This window comes from Nocardia anaemiae NBRC 100462, from assembly GCF_001612725.1.
In the GTDB taxonomy this organism is placed as follows: domain Bacteria; phylum Actinomycetota; class Actinomycetes; order Mycobacteriales; family Mycobacteriaceae; genus Nocardia; species Nocardia anaemiae.
Genome location: NZ_BDAZ01000018.1, coordinates 99,699 through 120,435 on the forward strand (window position 1 = coordinate 99,699; position 20,737 = coordinate 120,435).

Below are 20,737 nucleotides of genomic sequence, written 5' to 3' on the forward strand. Positions count from 1 at the left end.
TGTGGTCGGTCAGCGGGCGCGGTCGTAGACCAGCGCGATCTCGCCGAGTTCGCCGGTTTCCTGGTGTGCGAGAGTCCATTTCGAAGCTGGCAGGCCGTCGTCGAACAGTCGTGGTCCGCCTCCGGCGATTTCGGGGCAGATGATGAGATAGAGCCGGTCGAGCAGGTCTGCCGCGAGGAGCGGTTTGATGACGCTCGGGCTGCTATTGACCAGGATATCGCCCGCGCCGGTGGTCTTCAGTTCGGTGACGATGTCGGCAGCGGGGGCGTTCACGATGCGGGTTCGTTCCCACGGCGCGTCGGTCAAGGTGGTCGAGAAGACCACCTTTTCGGTATCGACCAGCCATTTCGCGTATCCGCGGTCACGTGGATCGGCATTCTCGTCCTGGGCGACCGTCGGCCAGAACCCGAGGAAGCCTTCGGCATTGAGTCGGCCGAGCAAGGCCGTTGTGGCGTTGTCCCAGATGCGGTTCATGTGGTTTCGTGCGACTTCGGTGGTCGCGTAGGGGATGATCGCGCCCATATCAGCGGGCCCACCTGGGCCGTGGTAGCGCCCGTCGAGGGTGAGGCTGATGTTCGCGGTCACCTTGCGTCTGGTCATGCTGTGCTTCCTGTTCGATTCGAGGGTTACAGTCTGCAGATCATCTCGTCATAGGTAGTCGCGGCACATCGGTATCAGCTGCGCGAATCCTCGACGACGGCACTCGAGGACCGTGGTAGTCGATCAGCTCTGTCGCAGCGCCGACAGAAGTGTCCTCTCCATCTTTCTCGAACTGCTCGGCGTCCGGCCGCCGAGGTCAGAGGCATATGCGTCGGAGTGATTGTCGGACTCGGTGTGTCAGCGTTTGTAGCGTTGGCCGTCGGCGAGCTGTTCGGTGACTTTGTCGCTGCCGCTACGGCGTTGGATCGCGGCGGACAGACCGGGGGCGATACCGCCGAGCCGGGCGATCAGTCGCAGACTCAGCGGTGCCACGTCGAGTTCGGCGAGGTTGTGCTCGATTGCTCGGATGGTCGTGCGGGCGACGTCGTGCGGCGAGCGGGTGCGGACTCCACGTGGCAGGGTGGCGCCGGAGTCGGCGAACATTCCCGCCTCGCTGATGTAGCCGGGGAATATCGTCGAGACGCCGACATCGTGGGGACGCATGTCTTCGCGCAGGGCGAGGGCGAAGCCGCGCAACCCGAATTTAGTGGCGTTGTAGAGCGACGCTTGCGCGGAGGCGGTTTTGCCGGACAGCGAGGAGATGAAGACCAGGTGCCCGCGACGTCGGGCAACCATCTGTTGGGAAGCGAGTTTGGCCATCACGATGGGTGCACGGAGGTTGACGCCGAGAGCGCGGTCGATCTGGTCGAGTGTGTAGTCGGCCAGCAGACCCGTCGCGGGCAGCGCGGCGTTGGCCACGAGCACGTCGATCTCGCCCATCTCGACCAAGAGTTCGAAGATCGAGTCCAGATCGGTCAGGTCGGCGGGGATCGCCCGGCCACCCACTTTCTCGGCCAGTGGCTCGAGCAGGTCGGTGCGGCGGCCGGTGAGGATCATCTCGCTGCCGCGCTCGGCCAAGGCCTGCGCCAGGATTTGTCCGATCCCGCCGGTGGCCCCGGTCAACAGCACCTTCGCGCCCTGTAGGTCCATGTCACCTGCTCCGATCGCGCGCCATGCCGTTGAGCGGCGCGAGTTCGGGCACGAACTCGAATGACGAGCGATTTCGGGCAACGGCGATTGGATCGTAAACGCGCATGGCCCGATCCTGGCCCACGTCAGGGGCGCAGGTCTTGTACTAATGTTCCTTCCTTCGCGAACGCGAGATGATCTGCGGCGAACTCTTTGTTACCGGCCAACATCATCGGCGTCGTACCGCTGAACGCCACAACGTCGCGATGCAGATGGGACTGGTCGACGTACCCGCAGTCGGCCGCGACCCGCGCCGCGGTGTGGCCAGCGGCCAACCGGTGCACAGCGTGATCGAACCGCACCAGACTCGCGGCGCGTTTCGGGGGCAGACCCACCTGCGAGGCGAATCGGGTCCACAGCCGCTTGCGACTCCACCCGAGCTCCACCGCCAGGTCTTCGACCCGAACCCCGCCCCGGCTCACGACGATGCTGTCCCACGCCCAGATCACCTCCGGGTCCATCGGCCGCCCCTCGGTGCCTCGACAGGCCAGCGACGCATTCACCAACGCGAAACGGTCCTCCCAGGACGCGGCATCACCCAACTGTTCACGAAGCCGGGACCCGTCCCGACCCCATAAGTCGTCGAGGGCGACCACGGCACGGTCCAGTTCCCCTGGACAGACTCCCAGCACCATGTGGGCGGCCGGTGGGGACAGCCGTACTTCGACGCACTCGATGCGCCGCCCTCGCAAACGAACAGCGTGGGGCGCGAGCCCGGCGACCAGGCCGCCCAACCCGCGACGACCGGTGGCGTCGTCCACGACCATGGGGCCGTCACCGAACGCAACGACCAGCGTGACGGCGGGATGCGGGACAACCGGCAGCTCGACCGGAGCCGTGTTCCGACCGCGGAACCCGGCCATGGCAACCCCAGCTGGCCCGGCCTGCCGCACCGGCCGCGCGATATCCCAGGCTTCGGCCTCCCCGACTCCTGCGCCACGTCCATGTCTGCCCGATCGCATCGCCCCATGCTACGAGTCGGTGCGCCGCCCCAGCCACCGAAACCTCATGCGGGGCTTGTGGACTCAGTAGTTCAGTGGGTCATCGGGAGACGGTCTCCATAGTGGTGGGGGTGTGTACCCCAGCGGGTTGCGGGTCGGCGTAGAGCAGGTCGATGTCGGCGGCGTACGTCTCGTTGATGGGTTTGCGCCGAAGTTTCATGGTGAGGGTGAGTTCGATGCCGCCGGGTTCCCAGAAGGTCGGGAGCAGGCGGAAGCGTTTGATCTGTTCGACGCGAGACAAGACTTGATTTGCGGAATCTATAGCGGCGCAGACTCGTTCGATGATTTCTGGATGCTCGACGAGTCCGGTGGCAATGAACGGCAGGCCATGGTCGGCGGCGAAACTCGCGGCGGTGTCGGGATCCAGTGTCACCAGGGCGGTGACATAGGGGCGGGCGTCGCCGATGGCGACGACGGTGCCGATCAGACCGGAGGCCGCGCGCACCGCGTTCTCGATATTGGCGGGTGACATGTTCTTTCCCGACGCATTGATGATGAGTTCTTTCTTGCGGTCCACGACGCGCAGACAGCCGTTGTCGTCGCGGGTCATCACATCGCCGGTGGCCAGCCAGCCGTCGGTGTCGATGGCCTCGGCCGTCTTCGCCGGTTCGCCACGATAGCCCTTCATGACCAGGGGGCCGCGCACGAACAGCTCACCGTCGTCCGCGAGCCGCATCTCCATACCCGGAACCAGACGCCCGACGGTGCCGAGTTCGGTTGGGTCGTACGGAGATACGCTGGCGATGCACGTAAGTTCGGACATGCCCCAGATTTCGGAGATGGGCAGTCCGAGCGCCGCGAAGAAGGCAAGGGTGTCGGCGGGGATCGGGGCGGCGCCGGAGATGGCCCATTTCAGTTCGGAGAAGCCGAGTTTCGCGCGCAACGCCGACAGTACGGCGGCATCGGCTTTCTCGAATTCGGCGGCCAGGTCGGCCGGAACGGGGGTTCCGGCGCGGAGTAGATCCATGCGTGCGTGTGCGGTGTCGAGCGCCCAGCGCAGGGCTGCGGCGCGCGCCGCATCGGGTTCATTGGCGACACCGAGTTCTATCGCGGCCTTCAGCTTCTCCCACACCCGCGGTACCGCGCCCCAGATGGTCGGGCGGCAGTCCGGCAGCGCGGCCGCGATGAGCGCGGGTTCGGCTACCACCGTCACCTGGGTGCCGAAGACTATTTGCAGATAGAGCGCGGTCAATCGGTCGGCGATATGGGCCGAGGGCATGAACGAAGTGATCCGGTCACCGAATTCGATCGGCAGCACCTGGGCCAGTGCATAGGCCTCGAACAGCAAGTTGTCGTGGGTGGTTTCGACGCCCTTGGGGTTCCCGGTGGTACCGGAGGTGTAGATGAGCGTGGCGACATCATCGGGTTTTGCGTCTTTCCAGGACTTCTCGAAATCGAAGTCGGTGGTGCCGAGCGTCTGCAACTGCCGCAGGGTCAGCGTGCCTTCGATCGGATCGCCGTCCAATACGACGATGTGTGCGGGGGCCGCGCCGGAGCGTCGGATGCGGTCGAGGTATCGGGCCTCACAGACCACCACCGACGCCCCCGCATTGCCCAGCACATGGGCGATTCCCTCCGGCGGCAATGTGTTGTAGACGGAGAACGACGTAGCTCCGGTGTGCAGTGCGCCGACGTCGATCGGGTAGAACTCCATCCGGTTGCCCATCATCAGGGCCACGGTGTCACCGCGGCCGATGCCGAGCGCGGCGAAACCGGCGGCGATACGACGCACCTGCGCGGCGTATTCACTCCAAGTGAGCTCCTGGGTACCGCCGACCGTGCGCACCGCGACGGCGTCGGGATCGAGGGCCGCGTTGTGTTGGAAGGCGGCGCAGAGTGTGTCGAAACGGAGAGCGCTCATGACTATTCTTTCTTCAGATGGCCTGTGCGGCAGTCGATTCGAGGGCGTCGATGTTCATGGCCGCACCCGAGCTTCCACCGCACGCACCAGCTCGTGCACGCGCGGGTCGCGCGCGAGACGGGTATCGAGCACTACATTCATCGCACCACGCAGCAGCGCGTATGGTCCCCAGCCGGTCGCGGGTGCGATGGTGCGCGGGGCGCGTTGTTCGATGCCGTCGGCGACTGCCCGCGCGGCCTGTGCCGCGGTGATCCGGCGGCTCAGCGGCCACGGGAGCAGTTCGTCGAGGGCGCGACCGAGGTGGTCATCATCGAGGGTGGCATGGGTCATGGCGGTGTCGACGATGCCGAAATAGGCGACCCCGGCGGTCGCGCCGAACGGTGAAAGCTCCACGCGCAGTGCCCGTCCCAGCTGCTCTACACCAGCCTTGCTGATCATGTACGGCGCACCCGCCATCCCCGGCGCGAAGGCCGCGCACGAGGACACAACCACGACATGGCCGCGGGCCGTCACAACATGATCGAGCGCCGGGCGCACGGTGTTGAACACGCCGGTCAGGTTGATATCGATGACGCGGTCGAAGTCCCGGCCGTCGATGGTGCGCAGCGTGGCCGGACGCGGCACCACACCCGCATTGGCCACCACCACGTTCAGACAGCCGAAGTGATCGACCGTGTCCGTGATCGCCCGATTCATGGCCGCTCGATCCGCTACGTCGGCGGCGAACGGCAGAGCGCGCGGGCCGAGGGCGGTCGCGGCCGCGGTGAGGCCCGCACCGTCGATATCGACCAGCGCGACCGATGCGCCCCGCGCGTGCAGAATATCCGCCAGTTCACGACCGATACCCTGCGCGGCCCCGGTGATCAACACGACCTTACCGTCCACGTCGTAGCGGCGGCTTCCGATCATGTGGTCACCTCATAAGCGTCGGCGTCGAAAGTGCGTGTGCGACGGCGGTATTCGAAACTCCAGTTCGGATACAGTCCGGCATTGAGCCCGTCGGGTGTGGTGTAGTAGCTCGTGCAGCCACCCGTGAGCCAGACGCTGGTAGAACTACGACGCGCCATTTCGGCGAGGAACTTCTCCTGGGCTTCTGGCTGCACCTCTATACGGCGAACTCCATTGCGGCGCACCGATTTCAGCGCATCGACAATGTAGGTGATCTGCGATTCGATCATATAGATGGCCGATTGGTTTCCGGCCGCGCCGAAGGGGCCCAGCGTGCAGAAGAAGTTGGGAAATCCGGCGACCGCCGCACCGAGGTAGCTCTGCGGTTGCTTGTGGTAGAGCTCGGCGAGTGAGACCCCGTCGCGGCCGATGAGCCGTTCGTAGGCGGTGGGAATCGGGGTGAACCCGGTGCCGTGGATTATGGTGTCGACTTCGTGTTCGGTGCCGTCGCGCAGCACGATCGAATGCGGCCGCACCTCGGCGATGCCCTGGGTGACGACCTCGACATTGGGCTGGTCCAGCGCGGGCAGATAGGCGTCGGAGAAGATGGCGCGCTTGCAGCCGATTACATAGTCGGGTGTCAAGTTCTTGCGTAACAACGGGTTTCGCACCTGACGCAACAGCTGCAACCGGGCCAGGCCTTCATAGGGATGCCGAAAGCGCTGGTCAACCAGCGAGATCAACCCGAACGCCTCGATGGCCGAGTACCACAGACCGCGAACGGCCTTCTGCGCCAGTGGAATATTGCGCAGCAGATACCGTTCGGCTGGCAGCGTCCTGCGGTCCATGCGCGGCACGATCCACGGCGCGGAGCGTTGGAACAGCAGCAGTTTGCCGACCCGGGGCTGGATCTCGGGCACGAACTGCACGGCGGAGGCACCGGTGCCGATGACCGCGACGCGCTCGCCGGTGAGATCGTGGTCGTGATCCCAGTGCAGTGAATGAAAGCTCTTGCCCGCGAATGTGTCCAGTCCTGGTAGGTCAGGATACTTCGCCTCCGCGAAGATGCCCGTCGCCGACACGAGAAAGTCCGCTGTGCGGGAACCCCGGGTGGTCTCGATGCGCCACAACGATGCGGCCTCGTCCCAACGGGCGTCGAGCACCTCCGCGCCGAAGCGAATGGAGCGGACCACATCGTGGTCGACGGCCACCGAACGGAGGTATGCGAGGATCTCGGTTTGCTTGCCGTAGGTGCGTGACCAGTCCGGGTTCGGCGCGAACGAGTAGCTGTACAGCTGCGAAGGGACGTCGCACGCGCAACCGGGATAGGTATTGGCGCGCCAGGTTCCGCCCAGATCGTCGGCACGTTCCAGGACCACGAAGTCCTCGAATCCGGCCTCCCGCAGTTTCACCGCCAGCCCGATACCACCGAATCCCGCACCGATGACGGCTATATGGGTGTGTTCTACGTTCATGGTCTCCGGCCGTTCAGAGGTCGAGTACGAGTTCGTCGCCAGTGGCGCGCGATACGCACGCCAGCATGTGATCGGCACGTTCGGATTCGGTGAGCAGCAGGTCGCGGTGATCGACGGATCCGGCGGCGACGCCGACCTTGCAGGTGCCGCAGAAGCCCTGCTGGCAGGAGTAGGCGATATCCGGGAGCCGACGGCGCAGCGCGGTCAGCGCGGTCTCGTTCGCGGCGACGTGCACGGTGCCGCCGGTGCGGGCGAGGGTGATATCGAAGGCGCGGCCATCGGCGACCGGCAGCGCCGAGAAGCGCTCGGTGTGCAGCGACCCGGTCGGATTCAGCTCGAACATGCAACGCTGCGCCGCCAACAGCATCGGCGGCGGTCCGCAGACATACACGGCCGCACCGGGTTTCGCGCGAGCGATGAGTTCGGCGATATCCGGGACACCGAATTCGTCGTCGGGCCGGATATCCGCGCCGGGCAGCTCGTGCAGGAACGGCATAGTGTCGCGCGATCGACCGACATACACCAGCCGACCACGCGAGCCCGCCGCTCGCGCCATCGGCAGGATCGGTGTGATGCCGATGCCACCGGCGAGGAAAAGATATGACGGGGCGTCGACGAAGGTGAATGCATTGCGCGGGCCCCGAATTCGCAGGCCATCGCCGGTGCGCAGCGCCTCGTGCACCTCCCGTGAGCCCCCGCCACCGTCCGGGATGAGGCGCACCGCGATCCGGTAGCGGAACCGATCCGACGGGTCCCCGCACAGCGAATACTGTCGCTGCCGTCCCGAGGGCAGAAATACATCCACGTGCGAGCCCGGTCGCCATTTCGGCAGCGGGCCACCCGCCGCCGCGCGTAGCGTCAGACTCACCACATCAGCGGTCTGGCGTTCGACCCTCTCGATGCGCACATCGAGCTCGAACCCGGTGCGCCGCACCGGCTTCGGCCGCGACAGCAATGGCGCGGCGCCGCCTTTCACGAAGACGCTCTTATAGACGTCCATAATCGCGCCGAGCGCCCGCAGACTCACCGGCGTGCTATCGGTCGGCTCGCCCATCAGTGACCCGCCGCCCGTGCGGCGGGGGAGTGCCCGAGATACCGCAGTGCCTTATCCATCGGACCCAGCTGTGAGGGATGGAAGCCCGGCCGCAGATAGCGGGGGATTTCGGTGAGGAACACCGTCCAACTGGGGATCACGCCGCGGCGGGTGGCACTTGCGAACTGCCGCAACCAGAATCGGCCTTTGTCGGCATCCGGGTCCTTCCGGTACATGTACGCCGTCGACACGATGAACAGCGGCAGCAGTGACAGGCTCGCCAGGATCGCGGTCCGTGCCTTGCGTGCGTAGCTGCCGTCGACATACATGTAGGCGTCGTAGACCACGCTGCGGTGCTCGACTTCCTCCGCGCCGTGCCAGCGGACCAGGTCCAGCATGGCCGGGTGCATGCCCTTTTCCTCGAGAATGTCCGCGTTGAGCAGCCATTCGCCGAGCACGGCGGTGTAGTGCTCCATACCGGCGAACAGGCCGAGGCGTTCTTTGAGCCACTGCTCCTTCGCCCGTCCGGTCAGACCGTGATCACCGAGGATGCGGTCGACCAGCCACGCCACCTTGCGGACGTAGGAGTCCACGTCCAGGCCGATCGACTGCAGATGCCTGCGCGCGGCCTCGTGGCTGTTGGCGTGCATGGTCTCCTGTCCGACGAATCCGATCACTTCCTCCCGCAGCCGCTCGTCGTGGATATGCGGCAGGGCCTCGGACAAGGCCTGCGCCATGGCCCGCTCACCTTCGGGCAGGACCAGATGCATGACGTTGACGATGTGCGTGGCCAGCACCTCACCGGGGATGTAGTGCATGGGCACGGAATCGAACTCGAAATGGACATCGCGCGCATTGATCGCATGCGCGTCGTCGCCGTAGGTGCGCTTCGTCGCGCCAACCGTGTCAGCCATACGGCGACCGTACAGTGCCACAAATTGCATTGCAATGTTGCAGGCAACATTTTCACTGGAATTGTTGCACCATGTGGGTTGTCTGCTAGCGTCGAACGCGTGAAGACGGCGTCGAAAGCCTCCCTGAGCCGCGAGGATGCGGACGATCCCGAGACGAGGATCCTCGACGCCGCCCTCGTGCAGTTCGCGAAGGTCGGAGTCAAGAAGACGACGATCGAGGACGTCGCCCGGCAGGCCGGGGTGGATCGTGTCACCGTCTACCGGCGGGTGGGTTCACGCGACGATCTCGTGCAGGCCGTGATCAGCCGCGAGGTCGCGACCCTGCTGGCCGAACTCGCCGCAATGCCCGAACGACACAACAGCATCGACGATCTCGTCGCCGATATATTCGCCACGGTCGTTACGCGCTGGCGCACCCATCCCATGGTCGAACGAATGCTGGCGATCGAACCGGAGCGGGTGATCATGAAACTCACCGTCGACGGCGCCACCACCTTCACCATGTGCGTCACCGCGACCGCCACCACGCTCGACCGCGCGGTGGCGTGCGGACTCCTCGCCGAATCCGACGATTTGGTGATTCGTGCCGAAATCGTCTGCCGCGTAGTCCATTCGCTCATCCTCGCCCCCCATGGCATGGCCCAGCTCCGGTCCGATGCGGAGCTCGCCGAGTTCGCGCGCAGGTATCTGCTGCCTATCGTCATCGGTGCCCGCGGCTAACTGGCGGCCACGGTCGTCAGCCGCGCGGTGTTGCTGACCATGGCGATGCAGCCATCGGAGGCCCGGCGGGGCAGCGTGCGACGGCATGCTGGTCTGCGCGACTATGTGGTCGGTCAATCGGCTGTGCCGCAATGGGTCTCGAACATCTGAGCAGGTCAATCGTCCAATTCGCCATTGGATATCGGTTCGGTAACTACGGCAATTTGCGCGCCTGTCCAATTCCGTCAACCGGGCGGCTATTTTTCGAGTTCAGGGCCATATCTGCGGCAGGTCACGATTCGGTCTCGGGCGAAAGCCTGGAGTCGTCTGAGCAATCGGTCCTTTTCGAGGTTCAATTACCGCCACGCGAGCGCCAGCTAATAGTTAGCCTTCATAAACGTCGGGGAGCGGCAGTTGTGCCGCATGACAGGACGGATCGGTCGTCGATCACGGCGATCACCCGTGTTGCGCCATCTTCCATATCGAATCGCTACCTTGGTCGATCGGAGTGTCGGCCCGGAGAACGCTATGGCTAACCCAGCGTCCATACCCAACCCCTTCGATACAGGCAGTGCCGGTATTCCTGCCGCCGCCCAGCCGAACTCGCGGTCCGCGCCGGATTCGAGGCGGTCCGCCCGTCTTCTCCTTGATGAGCAGCTCGCGCCGCTGAGGATCCCGGCACTGGTGCTGGGGGCATTGCTGATCGGCCTCGGTGTGGCGGCGCTGCTGCCATTACGGGGATGGCTGCGCGACTACGGCGCCGAGCTCGTCATCGCCGCCTACCTGCAATACATGGCGATCGCGACAACCCTTGAAGTGTGGGGCCTGCGGCTGACCAGAAAAGGCCCGCGCCACAGGTGAAACGCGCACCGGCGCTACTTCTGCGGCGAGGCGGTCGCGGTTGCGTCGGCGATGCCGGGCATGGTTGGTGCTGCGCCGGGTATCCGACCGCACAGCCAACAGAGGAGGTTGTGATGACAAGTTCGGTTATCCGTTTCGCCGCATCCGTGGCTATGGCCGGGGCAGCGGTGGTCGCGACGGCCGGGCAGGCGGCGGCCGAGCCCGCCAGTGTGTCCATCAACGGCAATATGCAGGTGATGGGCATGAGCGTCCTGCACGTGGAAGCGCAGGGACAGGGCGATGGTCCCGCGACCGGCACCTATGTCGCTACCGGCCGATTCGGCAATATGCAGCTGCCGATCAGGGTCACCGGTCCTGTCACCTGCCTGCGGGTCGACGGCAACACTGTGTCGCTGGTCTATCCGATCACTACCGCCGAACCGGTGATGGTTTTCGCACCTGACGCGATGGCGATCCAGATCACCGTCACCAAGGGTCAGGACGGTGCGCCCAACATGATCGGCTACGGCGTCCCGATGCCGACGAGCTCCTTCCAAGACTGCAAACCGGGCCCGACCCCCTTGGTGTTCGACGGGACGATCGATATCAGCTAGCCGGAGTTGTCCGGTCGGCGAGGGATAGTGATATCAGGCGCACACATGTGCGTACAGTCAGATCCATGTCCGAACAAGCGCATCCCACACCAGTGGTGCCTGTCGGAGCGGCCGCGGGGGCCGATGGTGTCGCCGCGGCCGCCGGGGTGTCCGATGCCGACCTGCTCTCGCTCACATCACAGCTGTGTTTTGCCCTCTATTCCACATCCCGGTCGATGACCGCGGCGTACCGGCCGTTTCTCGAGGGGATGGGGGTGACCTATCCGCAGTATCTGGCACTTCTGGTGTTGTGGGAGCGGCCCGCGATGACCATGAAGGAACTCGGTGAGCAGCTGCGGCTGGACTATGGCACGGTCTCACCGCTCGTGCAGCGACTGCAGGCACACGGTCTGGTCGAGAGCGTCCGCAGCACCAACGACCGCCGCGCCGTCGAGTTGCGCGCCACCGAGGCCGGACGCGCATTGCAGCCGCAGGCCCGACAGATGATCGAGGCCGTGATGGCCGAGGTCGGTTATCCGATCGAGCACCTAATCCGACTGCGTGACGAGGTCAACGCGCTCGGCGCCCGGCTCGAGTCCGCCACGGCCCAGCGCTCGAGCAGGTAGCCACCGTCGACGCGGCGGTACGCCGGGTACCAGCCCGGACTGGCCCGCCCACCGCGTACTCGATCCGCAGACCCGGCCCGAGCGTGCGGCGTGACGAGTCGTGTGGCTCAGGCGTCCAACACTCGGGTCTGCCGATCGATCACCGGCGGTTCGGTGGACCACGGGAAGTTGATCCAGCGGTCGGTGCGTCGCCAGACGTATTCGCAATCGACCTCGGAATGCGGTTTCTGATAGACGACCGCGCAGCGCACCTCGGCGACATGGTCGATGCAGAAGTCGCGCACCAGTTTGAGGGTGGCGCCGGTATCGGCCACATCGTCGGCGATCAGGACCGTCGCACCGGCCAGATCGACCGCCTGCGGAACCGGCGGCAGCATGACGGGGAGATCGAGGCGTTGGTTGATACCGGTGTAGAACTCGACATTCATCACATGCAGGTTCTTGACGTCGAGTGCGTATCCGAGTGCCCCCGCGACGAATAGCCCGCCGCGTGCGATCGAGAGGATCAGATCCGGTTCGAACCCGTCCTTGGCGATTTCGGTGGCGAGCTCGCGGCTCGCGGTACCGAATAGTTCCCAGGTCAACACTTCCCGATCCGCCATGGATTCTCCATCTCCCTCGATACCGCTGGGCCTAGAGCATACGACCAGCTACGCGGGCCGATCGGGGAATTAAAGTGGGTCGGTGCGGATCTATCTGGCCGGTGCGACCGGCGTCATAGGAATACGGTTGTTGCCCTTGCTGATCGAGGCCGGACACGAGGTCGCGGGGATGACTCGGTCCGCGGCCAAGGCCGACCAGGTCAGGGCGGCCGGTGCGGAACCGGTGGTCTGCGATGTGTACGACCTCGACGCGCTCACCGCGGCGGTCCGCGCCTTCCGCCCCGATCTGGTGATGCATCAGCTCACCGATCTCCCCGACGATGTCGTGCTGCTCCCGGAACTCGCCGGTGCGAATGCGCGCATCCGTTCCGAGGGCACCAGCAATCTGATCGCCGCCGCGCAGTCCGCGGGCGCGAAACGCTTTCTCGCCCAGAGCATTGCGTGGCAGCCACCCGCCGGTCGCGGTGCGGTCATCCAGGAACATGAGGCAGCGGTACTCGAGATCGGCGGCGTGGTCGTGAAGTATGGGCAATTCTATGGTCCAGGTACCTATTACGAATCCGAGCTGCCCGATCATCCGCGCGTGCACGTGGATGATGCTGCCGCGCGTACGGTTTCGCTGGTCGATGCGCCCAGCGGCGTGGTTGTCATCGCGGACCAGGCCTGATCCGCGGCGCGACTATGGATCGCCATCGCGCGTAAGGTGCGAAACCCTCACCGGTTCGGCGATAGCGAACGGATAGACCGGCGACACGGTGTTGCCGCCGACCCGCAGACAGGCGCCTCTGATCGGCAGGTGACTGCGGGTCATAGCCGTGCCCGTCGGTTTGGAATACGGTGGCAGGGGCGATCACCCGGATCCGCTCACATCGGCCGAAGGAGACCCGCTTGCGCAACACGCTGCTCGTCACGTCCGTACTCGGTGCCACGCTGGTGGCGATGCTGCCTGCTGGCGCGGCGGGTGCTCAGGCACCGGGCGACGGTCCGCTGAAGGTGCGGGCGACCACCGGCACCGATCAACTGCCGGTCACCGGTGTCGGGGTCGGCATCACCACGTGCGCCGCCGGTCCGGTGCTTGCCACCTTGACCACCGGCGGCGATGGAACCGTGACGCAGGCCTTCCCGAGCGGCTGCTATCAGGCGCAGGTCACCTCCGTCCCGTCCGGCTGCGAGCTGGCGAGCATCGCCTACGTCCAGGTCGATGTGGCACCCGGCACCACACCGGTCGCCGGTTTCCAATTCCGCTGCGCGTAAATCGATTCGACTCAACCCAGTGGGTGCGGTCGATGGCCGCGGCAGCCCGCAATCCGCGGCGATGCGGCCTTGGTAGGGCGCTGTTGAGAAGTTCCCTCGGCCAGCGGCGCAGTGCCGTACCCCGATTGCGACGACGCATCCCGCATAAGCGGTTTGCGACTACGACAGCGGGTGCGCACTGTCCAACGCGCGGCGGGCATAGGCGCGTACATCCGCATCGGTGTCATCGATCGCCAGCTTCAGTGCGTCATGCGCCGACCCACTGTGTGGCCAGCTGGCCAGCGACAATACCGCTGCCTTGCGCACATCGAGGTGGGGATCGTGCAATGCCTCGGACAGTGGGGTTACGCCGATGTCGGGGTCCGCGCCCGCGAGACCTCGTGCGGCGCCCACTCGAACCTGCCAGGCGGAGTGGGTCAGAGCATCGACCAGCAGGGCCGTGTCATCTTGTGCGACACCGAGTTTCGCGAATGCCGCCAAGGCGGCCGCGCGCACGAGTGGATCCGGATCCTCGGCCAGAGCGCGCGCGGTTTCGGTGCCATGTCCGCCGATCGCCGACAACCCGTGCGCGACGGCAATGCGCACCTCGCGGTTGTCATCGGTCGCCGCGGTCGAGACGGTCTGCCAGTCGTCGAGTGATACCAGAGCTCGGACGGCCTCGATGCGCACCCGATGATCCGAATCGGTCAGCGCCGCACCGAATTGCGTGGCCGATCCGGCTCGCAGTGCGCGCAGCAGATCCACCACGGTCGCCCGGACGACCGGGTCGGTGGAGTCGAGTCGATCGGCGAGACCGGTCGAGTCGGGAAGCACCTCCACGAGTTCGCGCAGACTCGCCGCGGCCGTCGCGCGAACGGATGCCGCGTCATCGTCGAGCGCGCCGATCAGTACCGAGGTGAATCCCTCGGGCGTGTTCTCGGTCAATACCGACAGTGCCGCCACCCGAACACCGGCATCGGCGTCGGACAGATAGGTCGAAAGATCCTGTACCGTAGGCGAATCCAGAGCGAGCAGGTTGACCAGCCGCGGTGACGGCGGTGTGGTCGAGGTGCGGACGGTGCGCGGTGCGTCGGCCGGTGCGCGGCCGCCGATGAGTTCCGGCTGCGCGACCGGGACCACCGCGGTGTCGGTCGACGGTAGGTCGTCGAGACCCGGCACCCGGACCAGATACGGCGCCACCGGCCGCTTCAGGAATTCCATCGCGCCATCGGAGTTCTTGCGCAGATTCAGGTGATAGCGCCACTCATTATCGTCGCGCTGCGGTAGATCGGCACGTTCGTGGTAGAGCCCCCACCGTGACTCGGTGCGGGTCAGCGAACTACGCGCCGCCATTTCGGCGCAGTCGCGGATGAAGGAGACCTCCACCGCGCGCATGAGCTCATGCGGTGTGCGGGCCCCGATTTCGGCGATCTCACCGCGCATCCGCTCGAAGGTCTCGACCGCGATCGACAGCTTCGCGGCCGTCTTCGGCGGCGCGACATAGTCGTTCACGAATCGGCGCAGCTTGTACTCGACTTGCGGCTGTGGCGGGCCGTCCGGCTGCCGCAACGGCCGGTAGATCAGCTCGTGTGCCGCGGCCAGCTGGTCTTCCGGAAGTTCAACGGGTGCGGCGACTTCCGGCAATGTGGATGCGGCATGGCCACCGGCGAGATCACCGAAGACAAAAGCGCCGATCATGTAGTTGTGCGGCACGCACGCCAGATCACCTGCCGCGTATAGTCCGGGCACGGTGGTGCGGGCATGTTCGTCTACCCATACGCCGGAGGCGGAATGTCCACCGCACAAACCGATTTCGGAGATGTGCATCTCGATATCGTGGGTGCGGTAGTCGTGGCCGCGGTTGGCGTGGAAGGTGCCGCGGGTCGGGCGTTCGGTGGTGTGCAGAATGCCTTCGAGCGTTGTGAGCGTTTCGTCGGGCAGATGTGACACCTTGAGATAGATCGGCCCGCGCGCGGATTCGATCTCGCGTTTGACCTCCGACATCATCTGTCCGGACCAGTAATCGGAGTCGACGAAGCGTTCGCCCTTCGCGTTCACCTGGTACCCGCCGAACGGATTGGCCACATAGGCGCAGGCCGGACCGTTGTAATCCTTGATGAGCGGATTGATCTGGAAGCATTCGATACCGCTGAGCTCCGCACCGGCGTGATAGGCCATCGAGTACCCGTCGCCAGCATTGGTCGGATTCTCGTAGGTGCCATACAGATAACCCGATGCGGGCAGTCCCAATCGGCCGGACGGCCCGGTCGCCAGGATTACCGCCTTGGCACCTACCGCCACGAATTCACCGGTGCGCGTATTCAATGCGGCCGCACCAACCGCGCGGCCCGCATCGGTGAGCACCCGCACCGGCATGAGCCGGTTCTCGATGCGGATCTTCTCGCGCATCTTGCGCTGACGCAGTACGCGATACAGCGCTTTCTTCACGTCCTTGCCCTCGGGCATCGGCAGCACATACGACCCGGAACGGTGCACCCGGCGCACCGCGTACTCGCCGTACTCGTCCTTCTCGAACTTCACGCCGTAGCGTTCGAGTCGTTGCACCATGGCGAAGCCGCGGGTGGCGGTCTGATATATAGTGCGCTGGTTGACGATTCCGTCATTGGCCCTGGTGATTTCGGCGACGTAGTCCTCGGGCTCGGCCTTGCCGGGAATCACGGCATTGTTGACCCCGTCCATGCCCATGGCCAGGGCGCCGGAGTGGCGCACGTGCGCCTTCTCCAGCAGCAGCACATCGGCGCCCGCCTCGGCGGCGGTGAGTGCGGCCATGGTCCCCGCGGTGCCGCCGCCGATGACGAGCACATCGCAGTCGAGCCGGATCCGATCGGATAGCTCGGGAATATTCACAACTTCTCCAGGATTTCGGCCTTCACCGACCGGCGATCCGCCGGTGTGCGTGGCTCGGGCACATCGACCAGGGTGTGCAGTACGCCGCCGCCGAGTACCGCGATGCGGTCGCCGAGCAGCAGTGCCTCGTCCAGGTCATGGGTGACGAATACGACGGTGGTGGGGTGCGCGCGCCAGGTATCGATCAGCAAGCGCTGCATGGTTGTCCGGGTCTGAGTGTCGAGTGCGCCGAACGGTTCGTCCATCAGCACCGCACGCGGCGATCCGGCGAGGCTGCGCGCCAACTGAACTCGCTGCCGCATGCCGCCGGAGAGATCACGCGGAAGATATTCGCCGTAGCCGGTGAGTCCGACCTCGTCCACCCAGTGCCGGGCGGCCGCCTTGCGTTCGGTGCGCGGCACCTTGCGCAATTGCAGTGCCAGCTCGATGTTCTGGCGCGCGGTGCGCCACGGCAGCAGCGCATCGTCCTGGAAGACCAGGGCGCGATCGGCGGACGGTCCGGTTACCGCAACGCCGTCGGCGCGGATCACACCCTGGTCCGGCTCGCGCAGTCCGGCGATCGCACGCAGCAGCGTCGACTTGCCGCAGCCGGATTTGCCGACCACAACCAGGATTTCGCCGGGCGTGATGTCCAAGTCGAGGTTGTCGAGCACTGTTTTGCCGCCGTATGCGATGCGAATCCCATTCAGGCTCAACCGCATTCCGGTGGCAGCGGCGGTGGCGGGTGCGGTTGTCGTGGTCATTCTGCGACCTCCCTCGGCAGCCAGCGGGTGATCCGACGTCCGGCCAATTCCACGATTCCGGAGGTGACGAAGCCGAGGATGCCGATGGTGATCATGCCGACGAATACCGCCGGATAATCGACGATGGTGTAGGCCTGCCAGGTCCGGTAGCCGATGCCGAGCCGCCCGGAGATCATCTCCGCCGAGATGAGACAGATCCATGCCACACCCATGCCCACCGACAGACCACTGAATACTCCCGGCAGGATGCCCGGAAAGACCACTCGCACAAGGACATCGGTGCGCGAGGCGCCCAGCGTGCGCAGCGCGTCCTCCCAAATGGTCGGCAGCGCGCGCACCGCGTGTCTGGTGCTGACCAGCACCGGGAACAGCGATGCCATGAAGGTGATGAAGACGATGCCCGATTCGTCGCTCGGGAACAGCAGGATCGCCACCGGCACCAGCGCGATCGCCGGAATCGGCCGGGCCAATTCGGTGAGCGGTCCGAGCACCGCCGCGAAGAGCCCGGAGCGGCCGAGAGCGATGCCCGCGAGCACCCCGACCACGGCCGCGAGTCCGAATCCGGTGAGAATACGGATCAGCGATTGTGCGACATCGACATAGAACTGGTCCGATCGCAGCTGCTTGCCGAATTCGCGGATGATCTCGGTGACCGTCGGCAGTGTGTCGAAGCGCAGCCACCATCGCACATTATTTGCGGTGAGCAGCTGCCACAGTCCGATCGCGGCCGCGACCGACGCCACCTGGAGCGCACGGGTACGCCATGTGGAACGTCCACGCGCCCAGGTGTTTTCGTCGTTGTCGGCCACGGCGGGGCCCACCAGGGCCGCCGTGCCCGCGCCCCTCAACGTAACGCTGCGCGATGCTGTCATGGTCGAACTTCCGTCACGGCCTGGTCGTAGGAGATCGCCGTCGCGGCCGGGTGCGCCTGCCGATAGCGTTGCGCGGCAGCCGATGTCGTGAACGGCAGGAAGCTGTCGCCGTCGCGCAACCACACCGCCTTATCCGCGAACCAGCGCGTGCCGAGTTCGGCATCGGGCACATACGCCGCGCGGATCACCTTGCCCTGCGCTTTGGCGGCTTGGACCGCGCGCAGCAGGCAGGTCGGATCGGCGGCGGGCTGCGGTCGATCCGTGCCGTCGAGCCAGAGCTCACCAGCCTGCGCGGCATTGCTCACCGGACGTGCGCAAACCGGATCGGTGCCGGTGACGCGGCTGGGGTTGACGGTCGCGGCCACCGCCTGGTCATAATCGCCGACGCCGTTGTCGGCGAAGGCCTTGCGCAGCGGTGCGGGATCGACGAACTTATCGATATCGAGTTCGGCGAAGTCGCCGATCGACTTCAGGTACTGCACATCGCCGTTGAACGCGCTGATCAGACTGGGCTTGAGCGTGGTATCGAAAGACGTTCCGCCGGGCCCGTTGTAGAGATACACCACCTCCTGCGGCAATCCGGAACCGTCGGCGACGATCTTGGCGGCCTCGAACGGCTTGTCGTTCAGGAACTTCGTGGCATCGAGCTGGGCGGCGAGAAAGGCCTGCAGCACCTCGGGATGATCGGCGGTATAGGAACGCCGCGCGACCACGCCGTGGAAGGTGGGCACACCCAATTCCGCACCGTCGTAGAGCAATTTCGCCTTGTTCTGGAAGACCAGCAGTCCGGGCCAGGCCACGAACTGCGCGAGCGCGCCGACCTGATGCGATTCCAATGCGGTCGCGCCGATCTGCGGCTGCTGGTTGAGCACCTCGACGCCCTTGGCCGGATCGACGCCCGCCCGCGAGAGCGCCTGCACCAGGGTGCCGTGTCCGGCCGAGCCGACGCTGGCCGAAATCTTCTGCCCGGCCAGGTCGCCGATTCCGGTCGCTGTCGAATCCTGGGGCACCACAACCATATTGAGCGCGCCCTTGGGGTTGTAGCCGGTCACCGATACCAGTGCCGTCTTGGCGCGCTCATTGGACTGGGTGCGAGATCCGTTGATCAGCAACGGATAATCGCCCATCGATCCAATATCGATCTTTTCGGCCAGCATCTGCGCTGTGATCGGTGCGCCGGTGTCGTAGTCCTGCCACTCCACCTGGTACTTGGCGCCACCGCTGTCGGTGATCTGCTGTAGCCGCTGTTCGAGGTAGCCCTGTGCGCGTAGCAGCGTGCCTGCGGTGACGGTATTGATGGTCTTGGACTGGTAGCCGACGACGACCTTGACGGTTCCGGCGGGAGTGTTGTCCGAACTCTGCAGTGAGCAGCCTGCCGCGGCGAGTGCGACGGCGACGAGCAGGGGAGCGAGGCGTTTCTTCATTGGACTTCCGGATCGTTCAGCGCAACAGATAGGGCATATTGACGGTGACGGCGCCGGTGGGACACCGGGCGGCGCACGGGCCGCAATACCAGCACTCGTCCACGTGCATGAAGGCCTTGCCGTTTTCCGGATTGATGGCCAGCGAGTCGAGCGGGCAGATCTCCACGCATAGCGTGCAACCCTGGATGCACAGCGATTCGTCGATGGTCACGGGAATGTCGGTGCGTTGGTTCGCCAGTGCCATCAGATGACCTTCCATTCGGATGTGCTGCGGATCAGGCTGCCGCGCATGGTGATTCGGTCCCCGCGCATCCGGATGTATTCCAGATCCACCGGTCTGCCGTCGTCGAGACGGGTCAGCCGTTCGAGCATCAGCAGCGCCGCGCCCTCGGGCGCTTCCAAGGTGGCGGCGGTGTGCGCGTCCGCGGTAATCGCTTCCAGCGCGAGGTCGGCCGAGCCGAGCGGTCCGCCGCTGATCTGTTCGATGAGTACGAAGATGTCGTTGGTCTCGAGATCGTGGCCGAGGACCTCGGTGCCGATATCGGGTGCGAGATAGGTCAGATCCAGGCTCAGCGGCAGGTCGGCCAGATAGCGCAGACGTTCGATATAGACCACGCGCTCACCGGGATTCAGCCCGAGCTTGCGCGCGACGGCGGGCGGCGCGGTGATGTGCATTGCCGCGCGCACCTCGTTGCGCACCGTGCCGTGGCCCTTGAGGGTTTCCTGCAGTCCGAGCAGCGCGTCGAGCCCGTGATCGTATTTGCGTCGGGCGACCCTGGTGCCCACCTTCGGCACCCGATCGATCAGCCCTTCGTCCTTGAGCAGCGCGAGCGCGTCGCGCACGGTATTGCGCGACGCGTCGTATTCCGCGACCAACTCCTGCTCACTCGGCAGCACATCGTCGAAGGCCCCCGCATGTATCTGATGACGCAGCACGTCGGCTATCCGGCGCGCCTGGTCGGCCCGCAACCGTCGCACGGGCGTCGCCTCGGCTCCCACCTCCGCCACCTTTCTCTCGCTGACCTGCATGGACAGCGACGATAGTTGGCGCTGGACCGCCCGAATGCCAACATTCGAGCTGTCCAAATCAGCGGATGTTATTGCGCCGCCTCCAACCTGCTCTGACCTGTGCGGATGAGTCTCGGAGTGGCCATTGCGCCACCCTGTTCGCGGCCGATGAGTTTCGATCACACAGATTCGAATGCCGGGTCGGCACCCACCATGGCCAGCACGCCGACCACGATGCCCGATCCCGTTCGGATAGCGCAGCTCCTGGCTATCGGACTGGCGTCACGATGGTGAATCGCGCTAGGCGATTCATCTGTCGCCGGGCGGCTCACAGTCGGCGTGTCCACGGCCGAGGGTGCGGCCATTGCGCCGCTCTTCTTCGGGCGTGG

21 protein-coding genes are annotated in these 20,737 nt (G+C 65.4%); 6 read left to right on the forward strand and 15 right to left on the reverse strand.

The genetic code is table 11. The features are described 5' to 3' along the window. Positions 1-9: 9 nt before the first annotated feature. The 8 genes from NA5_RS13035 to NA5_RS13070 form a co-directional block, all read right to left on the reverse strand. Complete coding sequence (locus NA5_RS13035) at positions 10-600, reverse strand: dihydrofolate reductase family protein (protein ID WP_062985405.1); 591 nt, start codon at positions 598-600, stop codon at positions 10-12. Positions 601-837: 237 nt separating this feature from the next. Beyond that, on the reverse strand, positions 838-1,629 hold the full coding sequence (locus NA5_RS13040; RefSeq protein WP_062985407.1) for an SDR family NAD(P)-dependent oxidoreductase: 792 nt from the start codon (positions 1,627-1,629) through the stop codon (positions 838-840). Between the two features lie 125 nt (positions 1,630-1,754). Further along, a complete protein-coding gene (locus NA5_RS13045) occupies positions 1,755-2,630 on the reverse strand; it encodes a helix-turn-helix domain-containing protein (protein ID WP_062985409.1) in 876 nt (291 codons plus the stop codon). A 79-nt stretch (positions 2,631-2,709) separates the two neighbouring features. Further along, a complete protein-coding gene (fadD11, locus tag NA5_RS13050) occupies positions 2,710-4,530 on the reverse strand; it encodes a fatty acid--CoA ligase FadD11 (RefSeq protein ID WP_062985411.1) in 1,821 nt (606 codons plus the stop codon). A 54-nt stretch (positions 4,531-4,584) separates the two neighbouring features. Then, positions 4,585-5,439: a short-chain dehydrogenase/reductase gene (locus NA5_RS13055; protein ID WP_062985413.1), complete on the reverse strand. Its 855-nt coding sequence runs from the start codon at positions 5,437-5,439 to the stop codon at positions 4,585-4,587. Then, the gene (locus NA5_RS13060; protein WP_062985414.1) at positions 5,436-6,893 is read right to left on the reverse strand and encodes a flavin-containing monooxygenase; all 1,458 of its coding nucleotides are present in this window, start codon (positions 6,891-6,893) and stop codon (positions 5,436-5,438) included. The genes NA5_RS13055 and NA5_RS13060 overlap by 4 nt, the downstream gene beginning before the upstream one ends. Before the next feature lie 13 nt (positions 6,894-6,906). Then, positions 6,907-7,947: a PDR/VanB family oxidoreductase gene (locus NA5_RS13065; protein ID WP_062985416.1), complete on the reverse strand. Its 1,041-nt coding sequence runs from the start codon at positions 7,945-7,947 to the stop codon at positions 6,907-6,909. After that, complete coding sequence (locus tag NA5_RS13070) at positions 7,947-8,840, reverse strand: metal-dependent hydrolase (RefSeq protein WP_062985418.1); 894 nt, start codon at positions 8,838-8,840, stop codon at positions 7,947-7,949. The genes NA5_RS13065 and NA5_RS13070 overlap by 1 nt, the downstream gene beginning before the upstream one ends. A gap of 99 nt (positions 8,841-8,939) precedes the next feature. On the opposite strand from NA5_RS13070, the gene NA5_RS13075 reads away from it, so the two are divergent. The 4 genes from NA5_RS13075 to NA5_RS13090 all read left to right on the forward strand — a co-directional run bounded on the left by NA5_RS13075 (position 8,940) and on the right by NA5_RS13090 (position 11,598). Further along, positions 8,940-9,560, forward strand: coding sequence for a TetR/AcrR family transcriptional regulator (locus NA5_RS13075; RefSeq protein WP_062985420.1), 621 nt, complete (start codon positions 8,940-8,942; stop codon positions 9,558-9,560). Positions 9,561-10,067: 507 nt separating this feature from the next. Next, the gene (locus NA5_RS13080) at positions 10,068-10,400 is read left to right on the forward strand and encodes a hypothetical protein (RefSeq protein WP_062985422.1); all 333 of its coding nucleotides are present in this window, start codon (positions 10,068-10,070) and stop codon (positions 10,398-10,400) included. Positions 10,401-10,513: 113 nt separating this feature from the next. Further along, a complete protein-coding gene (locus NA5_RS13085; protein WP_245672211.1) occupies positions 10,514-10,993 on the forward strand; it encodes a hypothetical protein in 480 nt (159 codons plus the stop codon). Positions 10,994-11,058: 65 nt separating this feature from the next. Beyond that, positions 11,059-11,598, forward strand: coding sequence for a MarR family winged helix-turn-helix transcriptional regulator (locus tag NA5_RS13090; RefSeq protein WP_062985424.1), 540 nt, complete (start codon positions 11,059-11,061; stop codon positions 11,596-11,598). 107 nt (positions 11,599-11,705) lie between these two features. Here the strand turns inward: NA5_RS13090 and NA5_RS13095 are convergent, their stop codons facing one another. Beyond that, positions 11,706-12,200 carry a phosphoribosyltransferase gene (locus tag NA5_RS13095; protein ID WP_062985426.1) on the reverse strand — a complete coding sequence of 165 codons (495 nt, stop codon included), beginning with the start codon at positions 12,198-12,200 and terminating at the stop codon, positions 11,706-11,708. Between the two features lie 82 nt (positions 12,201-12,282). Here NA5_RS13095 and NA5_RS13100 point away from each other — a divergent pair, with 82 nt between their 5' ends. Together NA5_RS13100 and NA5_RS13105 are read left to right on the forward strand one after the other, a co-directional pair. Beyond that, on the forward strand, positions 12,283-12,867 hold the full coding sequence (locus NA5_RS13100) for an NAD(P)H-binding protein (protein WP_062985428.1): 585 nt from the start codon (positions 12,283-12,285) through the stop codon (positions 12,865-12,867). 221 nt (positions 12,868-13,088) lie between these two features. Next, positions 13,089-13,454: a hypothetical protein gene (locus tag NA5_RS13105; RefSeq protein WP_157110376.1), complete on the forward strand. Its 366-nt coding sequence runs from the start codon at positions 13,089-13,091 to the stop codon at positions 13,452-13,454. Positions 13,455-13,613: 159 nt separating this feature from the next. On the opposite strand, the gene NA5_RS13110 is transcribed toward NA5_RS13105, so the two are convergent. The 6 genes from NA5_RS13110 to NA5_RS13135 are packed head-to-tail and all read right to left on the reverse strand — an operon-like array spanning position 13,614 to position 20,369. Further along, positions 13,614-16,301, reverse strand: a complete 2,688-nt coding sequence (locus NA5_RS13110; protein ID WP_062985432.1) for a fumarate reductase/succinate dehydrogenase flavoprotein subunit — start codon at positions 16,299-16,301, stop codon at positions 13,614-13,616. After that, the gene (locus NA5_RS13115) at positions 16,298-17,044 is read right to left on the reverse strand and encodes an ABC transporter ATP-binding protein (RefSeq protein ID WP_062985434.1); all 747 of its coding nucleotides are present in this window, start codon (positions 17,042-17,044) and stop codon (positions 16,298-16,300) included. The genes NA5_RS13110 and NA5_RS13115 overlap by 4 nt, the downstream gene beginning before the upstream one ends. Continuing rightward, positions 17,041-17,916: an ABC transporter permease gene (locus tag NA5_RS13120; RefSeq protein WP_062985436.1), complete on the reverse strand. Its 876-nt coding sequence runs from the start codon at positions 17,914-17,916 to the stop codon at positions 17,041-17,043. Before NA5_RS13120 ends, NA5_RS13115 begins: the two co-directional genes overlap by 4 nt. Beyond that, a complete protein-coding gene (locus NA5_RS13125) occupies positions 17,913-19,340 on the reverse strand; it encodes an ABC transporter substrate-binding protein (RefSeq protein ID WP_062985438.1) in 1,428 nt (475 codons plus the stop codon). Before NA5_RS13125 ends, NA5_RS13120 begins: the two co-directional genes overlap by 4 nt. A gap of 16 nt (positions 19,341-19,356) precedes the next feature. Beyond that, positions 19,357-19,584, reverse strand: coding sequence for a 4Fe-4S dicluster domain-containing protein (locus NA5_RS13130; RefSeq protein ID WP_040689749.1), 228 nt, complete (start codon positions 19,582-19,584; stop codon positions 19,357-19,359). After that, positions 19,584-20,369, reverse strand: a complete 786-nt coding sequence (locus NA5_RS13135) for a GntR family transcriptional regulator (RefSeq protein WP_062985440.1) — start codon at positions 20,367-20,369, stop codon at positions 19,584-19,586. The genes NA5_RS13130 and NA5_RS13135 overlap by 1 nt, the downstream gene beginning before the upstream one ends. Positions 20,370-20,737 lie beyond the last annotated feature (368 nt).